The 14,692-nt window shown below is 40.8% G+C and carries 15 protein-coding genes; all 15 read right to left on the bottom strand.

Annotated elements, in window-relative coordinates; translation table 11 throughout:
- On the bottom strand, nt 1–327 hold a 327-nt coding region (locus E2I14_RS19345), incomplete at its 3' end, for a hypothetical protein (protein WP_165967858.1).
- Between the two features lie 3 nt (nt 328–330).
- Nucleotides 331–1,011, bottom strand: coding sequence for a hypothetical protein (locus tag E2I14_RS15295; protein WP_133330088.1), 681 nt, complete (start codon nt 1,009–1,011; stop codon nt 331–333).
- A gap of 9 nt (nt 1,012–1,020) precedes the next feature.
- Nucleotides 1,021–2,409, bottom strand: a complete 1,389-nt coding sequence (locus tag E2I14_RS15290; protein WP_133330086.1) for a hypothetical protein — start codon at nt 2,407–2,409, stop codon at nt 1,021–1,023.
- A complete protein-coding gene (locus E2I14_RS15285; protein ID WP_133330084.1) occupies nt 2,410–3,027 on the bottom strand; it encodes a hypothetical protein in 618 nt (205 codons plus the stop codon).
- A gap of 1 nt (nt 3,028) precedes the next feature.
- Nucleotides 3,029–3,988 (bottom strand): hypothetical protein, encoded by a 960-nt coding sequence (locus E2I14_RS15280; RefSeq protein WP_133330082.1) that lies wholly within the window; start codon nt 3,986–3,988, stop codon nt 3,029–3,031.
- A 60-nt stretch (nt 3,989–4,048) separates the two neighbouring features.
- Entirely contained in the window at nt 4,049–4,456 is a 408-nt protein-coding gene (locus E2I14_RS15275; RefSeq protein WP_133330080.1) for a phage tail fiber protein, read from the bottom strand.
- Between the two features lie 82 nt (nt 4,457–4,538).
- On the bottom strand, nt 4,539–4,907 hold the full coding sequence (locus E2I14_RS15270; protein ID WP_133330078.1) for a hypothetical protein: 369 nt from the start codon (nt 4,905–4,907) through the stop codon (nt 4,539–4,541).
- A 30-nt stretch (nt 4,908–4,937) separates the two neighbouring features.
- A complete protein-coding gene (locus tag E2I14_RS15265) occupies nt 4,938–5,528 on the bottom strand; it encodes a DUF4376 domain-containing protein (RefSeq protein WP_133330076.1) in 591 nt (196 codons plus the stop codon).
- A gap of 2 nt (nt 5,529–5,530) precedes the next feature.
- Nucleotides 5,531–9,712 (bottom strand): TipJ family phage tail tip protein, encoded by a 4,182-nt coding sequence (gene gpJ / locus E2I14_RS15260; protein ID WP_133330074.1) that lies wholly within the window; start codon nt 9,710–9,712, stop codon nt 5,531–5,533.
- Complete coding sequence (locus tag E2I14_RS15255; RefSeq protein ID WP_133330072.1) at nt 9,699–10,256, bottom strand: tail assembly protein; 558 nt, start codon at nt 10,254–10,256, stop codon at nt 9,699–9,701. Before E2I14_RS15255 ends, gpJ begins: the two co-directional genes overlap by 14 nt.
- Entirely contained in the window at nt 10,240–10,980 is a 741-nt protein-coding gene (locus tag E2I14_RS15250; RefSeq protein WP_133330070.1) for an NlpC/P60 family protein, read from the bottom strand. Before E2I14_RS15250 ends, E2I14_RS15255 begins: the two co-directional genes overlap by 17 nt.
- 8 nt (nt 10,981–10,988) lie before the next feature.
- Nucleotides 10,989–11,507: a phage minor tail protein L gene (locus tag E2I14_RS15245; RefSeq protein ID WP_133330069.1), complete on the bottom strand. Its 519-nt coding sequence runs from the start codon at nt 11,505–11,507 to the stop codon at nt 10,989–10,991.
- Nucleotides 11,504–11,854, bottom strand: a complete 351-nt coding sequence (locus tag E2I14_RS15240) for a phage tail protein (RefSeq protein ID WP_133330067.1) — start codon at nt 11,852–11,854, stop codon at nt 11,504–11,506. The genes E2I14_RS15245 and E2I14_RS15240 overlap by 4 nt, the downstream gene beginning before the upstream one ends.
- Complete coding sequence (locus tag E2I14_RS15235) at nt 11,855–14,338, bottom strand: phage tail tape measure C-terminal domain-containing protein (RefSeq protein WP_133330065.1); 2,484 nt, start codon at nt 14,336–14,338, stop codon at nt 11,855–11,857.
- A 4-nt stretch (nt 14,339–14,342) separates the two neighbouring features.
- On the bottom strand, nt 14,343–14,678 hold the full coding sequence (locus tag E2I14_RS15230) for a phage tail assembly chaperone (protein ID WP_133330063.1): 336 nt from the start codon (nt 14,676–14,678) through the stop codon (nt 14,343–14,345).
- Nucleotides 14,679–14,692: the final 14 nt, after the last annotated feature.

Here is a 14,692-nt window from a genome sequence, read left to right as displayed (position 1 = left end):
AGTTTCAGTAACTGGCATAACAATGCCACGAACACGACTTAAACTCTCAGTTAGTAATTCAGTTTCAGTAACTGGCATAACAATGCCACGAACACGACTTAAACTCTCAGTTAGTAATTCAGTTTCAGTAACTGGCATAACAATGCCACGAACACGACTTAAACTCTCAGTTAGTAATTCAGTTTCAGAAAGAGTAAATGTGCAATTATATTTTTTACCGAAAGCCGCAAGTAATAATTCAGTCTCAGCTAAAGACAACCCAACAGTTACTAAACCACCGGGACGAACACTAATTGCAGAAGATGAAAAAGAAGTTGATCCAAGCATTCATTAAGTTCCAATAGAAGTGCGAATAACTTTAACTGTTGTCACTGCATTAGTAGGAGTGAATACAAGATTTAGATTTCCAGTCGCTATCGTTGCGTCGAATGTTGCCAGCACTGATCCAGTGTTTATATCTCCATATTCGCAAATCGAAGGAGTAACACCGTCGTGTAATATTAAAATTTCGCCAGCTTGATATGAACTTCCCGAAACTACGTGAACAAGATATTTGACCGCTAAAACAGAAGCAGTAAGAACTGAATCAATAATTTGATTTGCTGTAGTTGTCGATGATGTGTAAGTTACTGTGGACAGTCCACCGTTTGTCATTGCGAAACTTGGTGCGCCAACTTTACCAGTGAATGTATTTGCTTTATCTAATGTAGCTACACGAACGGCCGAAGCAGTTAAGAAAATATTCTTTGATCCTACACTCCACGAAACAGCACCACCAGCATTGGATGAAGCAAGAATAGTTGTTCTTGTTAGTGTATCAGGTGCGCCACTCGTTATAGTACCTTCACCCACTTCCCAGTTAGTACCATCTTCGGCACAATAGGTCACAACCTGTCCTGTCGTTACGCCCGAAACAAAAGTGATAAAACCAGTTACTGCACCGCCTAAAGAATAAGTGCCAGTTCCAGTTGTAGTTGTAGTTTCTCTTACTCTATCTGCATATACAGCCATATTCCTTCCTTATCCCATTTGGATATTTTTAATTATTATTGATTCTTGCGTTATCACAGGAACAGTAGCAGCACCCGAAGTTATAACCGGAACAGTCGCACTGCCATTCAAAATAACTAATAAGGTTTCGCTCATTGGAGTAAGTTTCTGAATATTGCCAACCGTGACCCATTCATTCCACGAAATCGCTAAATTTAACGCTCCTGCCAAACGGTAAGCATTTACAGTGAATGCATATCCCGAAACTTCGTTGATAGCTTCCGTAATTGCACGAATTCTGGCTAATGCTGCACCGAAACCGTCTGTCTCGTATATAGCTAAAGCCTGTTGTCTTAATCGTCTAATATTGAAGGTAATTGATTCACTTTCAGCAATCGGTAAAACAATTGCACGAGCACGATTAAACTGAGCCGTATAAGCTTCAATTTCTGTAATCGAACTTGCCACCCTGCGAGCACGAGCCATCCAAATAGTATTGTTCTGTGTTTCAGCACAAACCAATGCCATTAGTTTTAATTTCCCCAATCCTATTGAAATAGTTTCGAGTTCACTTATTGCTGAAATTACATTTCTATTGCGCCCAAGAGCAGGATTGATTGTAATTTGCTCGGAAATAGTCCCTTGCAGCGTTTTTATTCTGTTCAGTGCAGTAGTTAGCACCTCTGCTTCCGCAACCGCAGCAGCGACGGTTCTAATGCGTTTTAGAGTGCTTCCGTAAGCTATTGCTTCGCTCAACGCTGCAATAACCGTTCTTGTACGGTTTATATTGAAGGTATCGGACTGTGTTTCAGTAAGACCAAGCGAAAGTGCCTTTAATTTGCTTGTAGTAACCGACATTGCATAAGTTTCAGCCAAGGCTAAAGTTATTTGCTTTAATCGAGTAAGGGCAAAAGTGTATGAAATCGTTTCAGTAACAGGTAAAACTACTGTTCTTCCACGAATCACATTAAATGTATTCGCTAAAACTTCAGCAATTGCAAACTGACTATTTCGTGTTCTTGCAATAGCGTTTGATAATGCTTCAGATTCAGTAATCGATATTGAAAAATGTTTTGATTCAATAAATGCTGCAATCAATGTTTCAGTTTCTGTCATTGAAGAAGTAACTGCTCTTATTCTTGCAATCTGAGCAGCTAATAATTCAACTTCATTCACCGACACTGCCACGCTACGATTTCTGCCAACAGAAAAACTGTCAGTAATAGTTTCTGCGAGTGATGATGTAATAGGGCGTGTTCGAGAAAATGCAGGATTTATTACCTGAGTTTCTGTTAAGGACGATATGAAGGAACGACTAAGATTAGTCGCACCTGTATTCACAATAGTTTCTGCAAGTGGAAATGAAAGTAGTTTAGGCCCACCACCTAAATCTAATTGGAGAGTGGTTAGTAAAGTCATTTAGACCCCACATCCTAATTGCATCACACTATTCACTGATGCTGCTGTTCCGTATGCAACAGGTGGCGGCCCTTTTACTTCAACCGCGATAATAGCCGGGCCTGAAGCAGTACCTGTAAAGTTAGGAGCATTATCGCCTGCAACTTTGTAGCCAGTCATCAACAACGAAGTTGACCCAATGTTTACTAACTGTGTCCAACCACTTTTAATGGTAATTGCATTAAGTGCGTTAGTACCACACAAAAATGTAGCACTACCCGATGCAAGTGCAGACAAAGTAGTTGATTCTGCCGCAGCTTTATTTGATTGTGCAATACAGCCCGAAGTAGCCATTCCTGATATCGTATCTACGGAATAATCACCGACACCACCACCAGTGAGTGTTATCGTTCCTGAAGCGCCAGATGTGCAATATCCACCATAAAGGTGCAAAGTAGTGCCGGAAGCAGTAATCGATGTGAATGTTATTCCGTTAGTCGAAGTAATACCTGTGATGCCACCACCAGCACAAGACACCAAATAATACTGTCCAGTAATTGATGTGAAAGAACCAGTGACAGCAGTAGGCGAATAACTTGCATTCGCCAAGCTCGTAACATTTGAAAATGCAATTGCCATCTTATAAGTTCTTCACGTAAGTCGTGCCAACATAAATTGAAGCCACAGAAGTACCACAAGTAATAGTCCATGCAGTTGCAGCAGTAGTAGCTGGCATTGGAGGATTAAATTCAATATTGAAACCACCACCCGCTGCACAGTTAAATACTTCACTGTAAGTACCGTCTGATAAAGTAATTGCAGTCGCTGTTGCAGAACCATTAGTAACTGTTAATCGTGTAATGTCATTGAATACACCAGCACCACCAGCAGTGATAATTGTTGTGGCAGCAGTAGAGGACGTAATTGTGGTTGCCTGCTTACCGACTAAATCACGAACGTGACCTTGAACAACTGCCACACGTCCCATTTTGTCTAACATCATGTTAGCTGTTGTACCTGTCGTTGCAGCAGCAGGATTGGCTGTGTACGCGACACCACCGATACGCACCGGATTAGAAGTAATTGCACCACCGGCAGCAACTGCACCACCTACACCTAAAGTACCTGCCAAACCACCAGTAACTACTGTAGTCGCACCAATTTGTGCAAGGGAGACTGCATTCGTTGTACCTACTGTAGTTTGGTCAATACCAACTTTGCCGACAATAGCAGAACCAGCAACCAATGCAGGTAATGCAGATAAACTGACAGGCTGTGTAGCCTGCCAAAATGTTCCTGTAACAGCCGTAGTGGGCATTGAAGCAATTGAAACAGGCTGGGTTGTTTGCCAAAATGTGCCTGAAACAGGCTGTGTAGCCTGCCAGAATGTACCAGTTACACCGACTGTGTTATTTGGACTGATTGCAACTACTAATGCTGGATCAGCAGCAACAGCAGCAGTCGAAGCAGCTTTTACAGCAGCAATATTCACACCTGTACTGTTAGCAAGAGTAATTACTTGGGTTTTGTAAGTTGTATTGTCAATTGTCTGGATGATGTCGCCACCAGTGCCATTATTTAAGGTCGTATTGTTTGACATTTTTTTATCCTAAAATGCAGAAAGCGGCAGCTGCCGCTTTCTTGGTTAAGACTATTTCGATTAAGAGATAGTTACTGTCAATCCACCGATAGCGATTGAAGCAGTGTCACCGTTCAATACGTTCTTAGCTACAGTAAGAACACCCCACCCAAGTACGTTACCTGCTGTTACTGCATCATATAAAACGCCGTAAGTCATATTTGCAGCAGCAGACCAGTCAGCCGTAGCTGTCGGGAAAGTGATTGCAGCAGCGTTTGAAGTAGTACCAGCAGCAGCAGAGTTCCAAGTCGCGCCAGAAGTAGCTACACGAGCATATGAACCGCCTGATGGTTCAGTAATTGTTGTTGGTGGTAAGCCCTGAGTTGGTGTTGTAGTGGACAATCCAACATAAACAGTAGGCATAGTGAATGCTGTTTTGCCTGTTTGGTGATCGACCAAGTGATTCATTAAATAGTATGATGCGGACATTAAAAATGCCTCCTTAAGTTATGTAGAAATAAAAAATGCGTATATGTAATACGCATTTATTTATCTACCAAAAGGAAGAAATTTAGCGAGTAACTTCTCTATTGATTGTGAGCGTGCCGCCAGCAGGTTTATAAATATTTCCAGTTGGGTCAGTTATCTCTAAATCGTAAACACAATCTAATGTGTCATCATCCTTGTTATTGAATCTAATACTCATAGTATCTGACGGAATAATATGCCACGTAATCGTGCCAGCAGCAGCGTTAATAACTAATTTTCCATTTGCCACCGTGCAGTTAATCAGCCAAGTTGTATCACCATAAGTTCTACGCACTTGCAACCTTGCGTCATATCCCGTTAAGTTATAAACGGAATTATCAAGGTAAGTCAGCGTGAATGTGTATGGCAAACTTGTGCCTTGATTCACTGTAATATTTACGGTATTGCTCATAGTGCTCCTTTATTCTTTTTATTATTTACCTTAGTTCCAAACTATTGCTTCAACGGCAGGAATGGAAGTTGCTGCATTAATTTCATTTCGTAGTGCGACACCTTTTGCATAATTCGTTTGAATGAATGTACCTAAAGCGACACCAACACCGAACATATCTGTTGCCGATAAAGTAGTAGTGGTGTTGTCCGTCAAAGTCCAAACAATCGAGAACGGTTGTGAAGCAGCAATTGCAAGCTGTGCTAATTGGATTGCACCTTGAATCTGTGCTTGTGAAGTCGGATCACTTTGAAAATTCATCGAGTTCCAAACGAACCCGGTTAAATTTGCAGCATCGCGAGCAGCTTTTACAATTTCCCATTGTGCTAACTGTGCATCGGCTAAAGTTCGTGGATCGATCCAAGTTGTAGTCGTGTAATCCCATATGTAAAACTCAGCAGGTTTAGTTGGATATGGAACCACTACACCATTCGAGACGTAGTGCTTATCGTCGGCCTCATCATCCAGCAAAATTATTGCAGATTCGCCGGCTTGTACATTTTCTGAAATATTGTCATTGCTTGCAGTAAGTACGCAACGAATTACTCCAGTCGTGATGTTATATATTCCGTAGCAGTTCATAATTATCTCCTATATTCAACTGTCGCTATTGTGCAGTTTTGTGCTCGAGCAGGAAGGCTGGATGATTGTGGGGCAAGCCACATCGTATAAGTCACAGACCCCGCAGGTGGTGTGTCTACGATAGACGCTGCAAAATTAGTTGCATTGCCTACGGAGGGACAGTAAACGGTCGTTGTGTATGGAGTTGTGTAAACACCAGAAATATTACGCACAATGGAAACGACCGGTATTGATGCCGAAGTGCTTGGAGTTACAGCACAATTAAAGTTAATCAGTATTGGATATCCAGTAGCTGTTAGCGTGACAGTCTGGATAGCAGTAATGGTCGTGACATACGCTGTCACAGCAGCGGTGAAAACAATGGTAGGGAGTGTTACCGCTTGCCCTGCAATGTTCAATGTATTGATAACATTTGCTTGTGCAATAGTCATTACACCCGCAGACGTAACCGAAAATGCAGGTGAGTATATAGACCCGTCACTGTTTATTTGCATGTAGGAACCGACATTGGGATTCCCCAGAAGCAATCCATTTCCACTTAAATGAAATCCACCACCCGAAGTAGGCCACGCATAACCTGATCCAAACGATCCACCGTGAAGCGTGGTGCCACCAATATCACCCGCAGTAATTGTTCCTAAGTTTGCAGTGATTGCAGATAGAGTACTTACACTTAAATTGCTTGCCACAATGGTATTCGCTGCGATATTTCCGCCAACAATGGTATTCGCTGCAATTTGACTTGACGTAATCGTACTCGCTGCAATTTGACCAGCGGTAATCGTGTTCGCTGCAATCTGTGATGATGTAATCGTATTGGCTGCAATCTGAGTTGCAGTAATAGTTCCTGTCGCAATGTTCGCAGCAACGATTGTGTTTGCTGCTATATCACTTGAAACAATTGTGCCAGCGACAATTGCAGCAGACGTAACCGAGTTTGCAGCTAATTGAGTTGCAGTAATAGCTCCTGCTGCAATGTTCCCTGCTGTAATAGTTCCAGCAACTATGTTTGATCCTGTAATTGTTGAAGCAGCTATCTGAGTGCCAGTTAAGCCATTGCCAACAGCAGCAGCATTCACAGAACTAATCTGTGCAGCAGTCAATCCAGCACCAACTGAAGCAGCATTCACAGAAGCAATCTGAGACGCTGTAAGAGTACCTGTGACGTTTACTGCTGGTACTGCTAATGTCCACGCACCGCTGTGATATCTGTAAAGTTGTCCGTCTGTCGTATTGAATACAACCATGCCTTCCGTGCCTGAACCCGGCAATGAAGTAACACCTAAAATACCTACAGCAGCAGTCGCAGTAGCAGTATATTGACTTGACACATTCAATCCAGTACCAGACAAATTCACACCGAAAATATCGTATGCAGCAACCTTGTAATACCAGACAGCACTTGTCGCTAAATTTGCGTGAATAAATGCAGTTGCAGAACCTTGATAAACCACATTCGCAGAACTTGGAGTAAATGCGTTCGTTTGACTCGCCCAAACAATATAACCAGCAATAGTGTTTGTTGAAGCTGTAGCAGCCCACGAAACAGCGACTCCATTTTGCATTCCTGTCGCAGTAATTGAAGTCGGAACAGCAGGAGCAGAATTTATTAAGGTTACAGCAGTACCTGCCGTTAATAAGTTACCTGCATCACGTTCTTTTACAGTGACTGCAATATTGCGTACAGGAGTACCACCATTGTCAGAAGCATTGTCGGCAAACTTGTAGGCGAAATTTGTACTTGTCGTATAGAACGTCTTGAATAATGAACTTGTTCCACTATTCACTAAAGTAACTTGATAATCCTTTAGCGTAGAAGCAGTCGTATTAACACCTGCAACCCACGAAACCGTCAAATCAGGACCAGTCCATACCGTAGTGCTTCCTGCTACTGTTTGAAGGCTTGTTACGTTCGGTAATGGTGATATGCCTGACGGTGCAGAAAGGGTTGCTGTATATGTTCCTGTAGCCTGTGCAGATGCTTTACCGAATGAATTATATGCAATTACATTGATAAGATATGTGCCATCTGTAGTGAGTGGAATGCGAACCCTTGGCTGAAGAATGTTATTTCCTAAATCAGTTATTGGATTGTCGTCTTTATTCCAGTTCACACCATAGCGAACAACGTAGTCAGTTGAAACAGGTGCCCACTCAACATCTAAATATCTGCCCACTGATCCATCAGGCTGTAATGCACTAACTTGTGCATAACTAAATCCACTAACAGGACTTACAGAAGTTTGATTTGGATTGCTGAAGAACGGTGACGTAGCGACTGCAATACCGCCTTCAATTCGTGCAAATTTTGCTGAGTCATATTGAGTCGCTGTAACATCATATTCAAATGGTTTTGATTCTTTGATAGACAATATTCTGAAATATTGTGCGCCAACTGCACCAGTAATTATTGCTGCACTATTCTTCGCACCAGTCAAAGCAGATGAAACAGTGTGGGTCGCACTTGTTGTACCAGTGCTTGTAATTGTTCTTGTTTCAATAGTTATACCGTCACTTCCTACCGCATCCACAGTCCAAGTACCTGTGCCTACTGTTATTGGGCGGTCAAAAGTTACTGAAGTTCCGCTTATGCTAACAATCCTTGTTTCTTGATTTACACCAGCAACATTCGTATCCATTAATTTAATAATGTCGAATGGCTCTAAAGCAGCGTGTTCAAAACTAACTTTGAATGCGACAGTTAAAGTGCTGTATAAACTTGTATCAACTACCCACTTTGAAAGTCGTCTTGCTTGTCCTTCACTTGTAATACCAAAACCATTAATATCAGTCTGCAAGTAGGCTTCGCCTGTGCTTGTATCATTGTATAAAATGTCTTTAACTTGATAGTTATATGCAGGATCGTTGAAAGTAACGCGACAAGCATTGAATCGTGTAGTAGCGCTCGGTGTGCTGTATGTAAAATCTGTATTTCCATCGTTAATTACATTCGAATTAGTAATTAACGCGACTGGTGAACCCGGTTGATCAATAACTAATTTTATTAACTGACCTGTCGTAAATAATCGTCCGTGCATAATTGATGCAACTTGTTGAAGTGCATCCCACGAACCTAAACGCTGATTAATTACGCCGTTAAATGTGTATCGCGGTTCATGACCGCCAGCACCATCACTTACACCACCCGTCACATAAACACCACCGGAAGTGTATTGAATTCCTGCATCACAATAAACAGAAGCATTATAGAAACTGAATTTATCAATTTGGCTGTCTGCAAGTCCTAATCCTGCTCGTGCTTCAGTGAGCATGTCAAAAACAATCCACGCTGGATTATTTGTATAATATTTTGTCGCACCAAATGTACCAGTCCACGATCCTGTGTAAATGCGTGTTACTGGATCATAGTTGTTTGGAATTCGAACTTTTCGTCCGTACCAGTCAGCACTAAATGTTGGAACACTTGTGCCGATACTTTTTGCATCAACCTGAACACCTAATACACACGTATTTGCGTATGCTAATTGAACGTCTTGGATTTCAGTGTAGCCATTTACGATAGTTCTATCTTGAATTAGTGTGCCTGAATCATCTGGACTTGTTCTAACAACTTTTACTTGCCAAATACCAGCAGAAGTAGGGCGCGGAATGCGATAACTGATAATTTGTGGACTTGAACATTTTCCAGTTTCGGTAACGTTTTTTACCGTTGTCCATGTGCCACCAGTTGATAATTTTGTTTGGAAATAGAACGATACTGATGAACCCTTCACATCACCAGTTGAACTGCTTTGAATAGACAATGCAGGAATTTGAATATCCATACGCATTGCATCAATATTCGGTCCAGATGTAGTAACCGTAACAGGAGAATAACTAAACACTTCTGTACCAACCGAGAAATAATTTTCAGCCGCACTAAAACCCGGAATATATGTTTGGCTTGGTGTGCCAGTATTTACGTTCCAAATTACATTGTTGAAGTTATAGGTTCCTGATGGGTTTTGAAGTTGGGTATTATTAATGCGAATACTTTTTGCATCGCCTGTCCATAATCCACCCATTTCACCTTCACCGACAGCAAACAATACTCGCGCGGAACTTACTGATGATAGATTGTCCGGCGCAATATTTGCACCACTACTTCCACCGCCTTTTCCACCACCACCTGCACCAACAATATTTTCAGAAGGTATATTTTTTTTATTCTTATGGCTTTTCATACGTTAAACCTATTGAAATTATTGTTCCACCACAGTTACCTACCTTTCCATAAACAAGTGGAACTGGTCCACCTTGTTGTGTGTTATTAGCTGGACCAGTGAAGTTATAACTGGTTAATGAAGCGCCGTTACTTCCGCTACTCGGATGTGGGGCCATTAATTGAGCAATACCGCCCATAATTAAAGAAATACCTAATGAAACCGTGTATGGATTTCCGTATCCAAAACACGCTGCTACTAAAAGAATTACGCCAATAATTATTCGAAATACTGCACCAGCACCTTGAATAATCGGCACGACATGCAGCACTTTTGTATCTTCTAATTCTTGATGCACTTGCATTTCAGATAAAGCATTCTTCTTTATTTGGGAATTTTTATTTTTAAGAATTCGGAATTTATTTTGTCTTACATATTCACGAAAATCATTGCCTAAAATATTTACTAATCCGCGAAAGGCCATGAATGTAGTATCGGCATCTATTGTGTGAGTCTTGCCCCATTTCTTTGCTGCTTCACCGTGGAATTCAATCGTTCTTTGCATATCGCGCTATTCTCTCTATGTATCCTTCCCATTTGCATAGAAGTTCTTCTACTGGAAGGCGATTGAATAAATGATGAGCGACCATGCTGTTACCAACATAAATGCCTAAATGATTAACTACGCTTGAACGTATCTTAAACATTACTAAATCACCTATTTCAATTTCACTACTATTTATGTCAGAAAATCCCCACGTCTTGTAAAGCTCTGACATAAAATCTTCCCCGTTTTGAAACCAATCTTCGGAGTGTGGTTGTCGTGGTAATTCAATGCCTTTGTTTTGATACATCCAATCAGCAATAAATGTTAAGCAGTCTTGGGCACCGGGAATAAATTCACGATCCATTAACGGTGCTGTATGGTTGTAATCGCCCCACCAAATTGGCTGGTCAACACCTTCGCCATCGCATACAACTACGCACCATTCAACGTCTGATGAAATTTGTGATTCTTGATCGACGAAACTTGGACAACGTGCTAAATCACGAGATGCGCTGTGAGACGTTTTTTGATCGTAAGTGTGGGAATGAAGAATTGCTTTAAGATCGTGTTCTATGAAAACAGTAGACGAAAGCTCAAAGCAATGAAGCGGATCAGAATGAATATTAGGGTAAGGATGAAAAATATTGTCACTATCAATAATTCCACAAGCTTCGTTAGGATATTCTTGTAATACATGCTGCACTACCTCGTGCCAGTTCTTAATATAATTGTCTGCTACCATTATTTCCTTTATGTTAGATAAGGAAATCCTGCTCCCGGAAATCCGTTATCACGTAATATTTGTCTTGCAGGTAATTTCACACTTGGTCTATCGAGTGGACTAACTAAGCTGAAAACTACTGTTTGCTTTGTCATTGTTTCCATTTGATCGATATACCAAATTTGATCTGGTAATCGCTGTGTGCTATCTGCCGATGGATGACCGTCCAAATATTTATCAAAAGTTCTTATCCTTGTTACCTTTGCTCCTTGGAAGTACCTAAAACTTAATAGGTATGGCTGAAGAAATTTATTTACATTCGATAACTGAAGTTTTGGACGTGGCAGACTGCCGTCTGAACTTGCTTGAAATCCAGTCGCTTCAATTGGCATTGGTATATAAACTTGCCCACCGAAACTTACATTAGCTCCGTTATCTGTTGCAGCAGTAAAGTAGAAAACTGAACTACCAATTGCGGTTGCATCTAACTGATAAAGATCAACTAATGCACCTAATTGCGGTTGAATAATGTCCTGATTAATTGTCATAAATCGAATACCTGTGTTATAGGTACGCTAAGGGTATATGTAGTACCTGAAGTAACCTGAATCGTATAATTGCCGTTCGTAATCCAGTTGCTTGAACTTGCGTCGCCAAATGCAGTCCACGTAAAATAAGTTGCTCCACCTAATCCGTCGAAAAATGTCGTCATTGTCTGCAAATTCGACAAAGAAATATTTTCATAAACTAATGTCCATAAATCTCTCGTTGCATTAAGTCCGTCAATTGAACGTTGTTCATATCCGTTACCTAATTTCACCCTTGTAACTCTGAATTCAGTTGTTTTAGCAGAGCTTTGTGAAGGGCTTGGTGTTGTTGGTAGTGGACTACTCATTTAGAATCTCCTTTGTGCTGCACTTAGCATCCCGCCCGGCAATAATTGCTGTGCAAGAGTTTGTTTTGTTTTTGCTTCAATCATTGTTGAAATTAGTCGTGCTTGTTCTAAGTTGTCAGCAGCACTGCTATTACTACTACCTTGAACGGTAATGTTATTTGTAATGTGGCTTGCAAAACTCGAACTGCCACTTCCGACATTGATTTTATTGTTTGGAACAATTGTTCCTGCTCCGCGTGGAATGAACATTTCTGGACCGTGTTCACCAACTAAGATTGAACGCCCGTTATTATTGTTATCGCCAATTTCACCACCATCAGCAGCAGAGCCTACAACCGAAGCAGCACTTGCTGCTGATCCACCAGCGTCAGCAGCACCAGCACCTATTCCACCGAATCCACCCATCATTGATTGCATTGATTTCATTAGTGGAATTAGAACCATATATTTAAGAATTAGTTTTGCAATCTCTTCTAACATCGAAGCAACCAATTGTTTGAATCCATTTTTACCAGTAACAACAAGATTCGTTATCGCATCGGTCATTCCATTCAAACCTTTAGCAGTAAGGTTTTCAGCAGCTTTGTCCATAGTGCCCATACTGGTCATAAAATCAGCAACACCATTTTTTATGTAATGCGTATTAGCTTCATCGAGTCTTAATGTAGCAGCGTGAACATCATCGGTTGCTTTAGCAGCTTGGGCACGTAATTCGTTTTCACGTTCCATTGTCCAAATATTGTCATGCTTTAATTTAAGAATATTTCCTTCTAATTGCGCTTCAATCGTTCTTTGTGCATTCTCTTCACGAATTTGTTCAGCACTCATATGACGATGGCGAATTTCATCATCAATCGTATTGTTATACTTGGTAACGAAATCATTTAACTTTTTATAGTCTTCCACTTCGATAAGTTGTTTAGCGTGTTCATCGTCCACAGCTTTAGCACGAAGCATGATCGCTTCTTTTTCAGCAGTGATACGCTTTAATTCTTCCGATGAATAAGTTGCTTTGAGTGTTCCACCTTCTTTCAAAATGCGATTATTTTCTTCAGTGATCTTTTGTTTTTCTTTTTCGAATGCAGCATCTAAACGGGCGATTTCAGCAGATGCTTTTTGAACTTGATTAAAGTGTTCGACAGTTTCTAAAGTTTTGTCCAAAGTGACTTGATATGCTGCATACATATCTTTTGCTTCACCGATAGCTGACTTAACAACGACAGGTTTGTCTTTAGTATCTCCACCGCCTTTACCGGAATTGCCTTCTTTATTTGGCTCGACAGTATGTTCACCCTGATCTTTCCATAAATCCTTAAGACTTTCGTGATAACTTTCAGCACCTTTTTTTACATCTTCAAAATACTGAGTCCATACATTTTTCGCACCCTTCATATCACCCGATGCAAGCATTGCTAATGAAGCAGCGACAGCAGCGATGCCTTTACCAACACTTACTAACAAGAATTCCAAATATTGAAATGCTGAACTAAGTAATTTAACTCCAAACATTAAAATTTCTGCTGAAGCATTGATTGCAACAAATATCCCGCGAACTAATCCACCGGATTCATAACTTGTATTGAACCATTTAACTAAATTTGTAAAAGCAGGAATGACAATTTCAACTAAGCGTGATCCAACGTCAGCCATAATTGCACCCATTCGACCGTGTGCTTTAGTATTTTCTTCAACGATAGCGGAACTTTCTTTGCTAATTCCAATGCCTTTTTGTTGAAGTTCATTGGCAACTTTATTCGCTTCAGCAACAGCTTCTAATGCAGGTAAATTCTTTTCCCACCCTTTACCTAATACAGCAGTAGTCGCAGCAAATTCTTCAGTTGTTTGCTTACCTTCCTTCCATTTTTCAATTGCTTCATTAGTGAGTTCTTGGGCAGATTTTAATTCGCCATTAGATTCTTTAATGTCGATACCAAGTGACCTAAATGCTGCACCAGTGCCTTTAAGCGGATCATTCGCGTTATATGCTGCTTTAGCGACTTTTACATATGTAGCTTCAATTGCATCCAGTGAAGAACCTGCTTTTTCAGCAGCCTTACTCATCAATAATGCTTGCGTCGCACTGTAACCGTATGCAATAGCTAAGTTGGTCATTTTCTCGATGTGTTCAGCAGCTTCAAAAGCGAGTGCAACACCGACAAGCCCTAATACAACTACGAAAGCAGCAGCAGTTGCAGTCGCTGCAAGCACCTCAGAACCAAATGCGCCTAATCCACCGATTGTTTTAACATTCGTGGTTGCTAAATGTTCTAACGATTCCATCATTTTGCCTATCGTGTTATTGAATCGACTGATGTGTTCAACTGCTTCACCAACAGCACTGCCCATACCCTTAAAAATGGTTTCTAAGTGTTCGCCTGCTTCGCTGGCGTGGTTTGCGTGTTTATGAAGTTTCTCAGCAGCTTCTGACGCTTTATCTAAATCGCTGTAGTCTGCTTTGAATAGTACGTCGAGTATTGAAGCCATATTATTAGTCCTTGTTTATTTCTCTTTGTTCTGCCAACTCGCTAATAAATTCTTTATCAATATCTTTTATTAGTTTTATATCTATCAGTCTTAAATCCTCTTGCATCAATTCGATATATGCAAGAATTTGTGTATCTGTAATTGGCTGTGGGCCAGTGTCGTTTGTTTCTCTTGACTGTCCAATTTCACGCCACTGCAACATAATCCATTCTTCAAACGTGTTAAGTTCAATGTCTTTTGGTATAACCCTGCCATTTAACGTTTCTGGTAATGGCAGTTTTTGTTTTCGTAGTGCGCTCAATTGCTGTTCTAACGTGCCCATCTTTGTTGGATAGTTCATTACTACATATCCAT

Origin of the sequence: Sapientia aquatica, assembly GCF_004358105.1 — a bacterium.
GTDB classification, from domain to species: domain Bacteria; phylum Pseudomonadota; class Gammaproteobacteria; order Burkholderiales; family Burkholderiaceae_D; genus Solimicrobium; species Solimicrobium aquaticum.
The sequence above is the reverse complement of the archived record's forward strand: the minus strand, read 5'-3'. Positions and strand labels throughout refer to the sequence as shown.

Coding starts and splice junctions, on each gene's coding strand:
- E2I14_RS15295 (WP_133330088.1), bottom strand. CDS start 1,011: ATGGCTGTATATGCAGATAGAGTAAGAGAAACTACAACTACAACTGGA.
- E2I14_RS15290 (WP_133330086.1), bottom strand. CDS start 2,409: ATGACTTTACTAACCACTCTCCAATTAGATTTAGGTGGTGGGCCTAAA.
- E2I14_RS15285 (WP_133330084.1), bottom strand. CDS start 3,027: ATGGCAATTGCATTTTCAAATGTTACGAGCTTGGCGAATGCAAGTTAT.
- E2I14_RS15280 (WP_133330082.1), bottom strand. CDS start 3,988: ATGTCAAACAATACGACCTTAAATAATGGCACTGGTGGCGACATCATC.
- E2I14_RS15275 (WP_133330080.1), bottom strand. CDS start 4,456: ATGTCCGCATCATACTATTTAATGAATCACTTGGTCGATCACCAAACA.
- E2I14_RS15270 (WP_133330078.1), bottom strand. CDS start 4,907: ATGAGCAATACCGTAAATATTACAGTGAATCAAGGCACAAGTTTGCCA.
- E2I14_RS15265 (WP_133330076.1), bottom strand. CDS start 5,528: ATGAACTGCTACGGAATATATAACATCACGACTGGAGTAATTCGTTGC.
- gpJ (WP_133330074.1), bottom strand. CDS start 9,712: ATGAAAAGCCATAAGAATAAAAAAAATATACCTTCTGAAAATATTGTT.
- E2I14_RS15255 (WP_133330072.1), bottom strand. CDS start 10,256: ATGCAAAGAACGATTGAATTCCACGGTGAAGCAGCAAAGAAATGGGGC.
- E2I14_RS15250 (WP_133330070.1), bottom strand. CDS start 10,980: ATGGTAGCAGACAATTATATTAAGAACTGGCACGAGGTAGTGCAGCAT.
- E2I14_RS15245 (WP_133330069.1), bottom strand. CDS start 11,507: ATGACAATTAATCAGGACATTATTCAACCGCAATTAGGTGCATTAGTT.
- E2I14_RS15240 (WP_133330067.1), bottom strand. CDS start 11,854: ATGAGTAGTCCACTACCAACAACACCAAGCCCTTCACAAAGCTCTGCT.
- E2I14_RS15235 (WP_133330065.1), bottom strand. CDS start 14,338: ATGGCTTCAATACTCGACGTACTATTCAAAGCAGACTACAGCGATTTA.
- E2I14_RS15230 (WP_133330063.1), bottom strand. CDS start 14,678: ATGAACTATCCAACAAAGATGGGCACGTTAGAACAGCAATTGAGCGCA.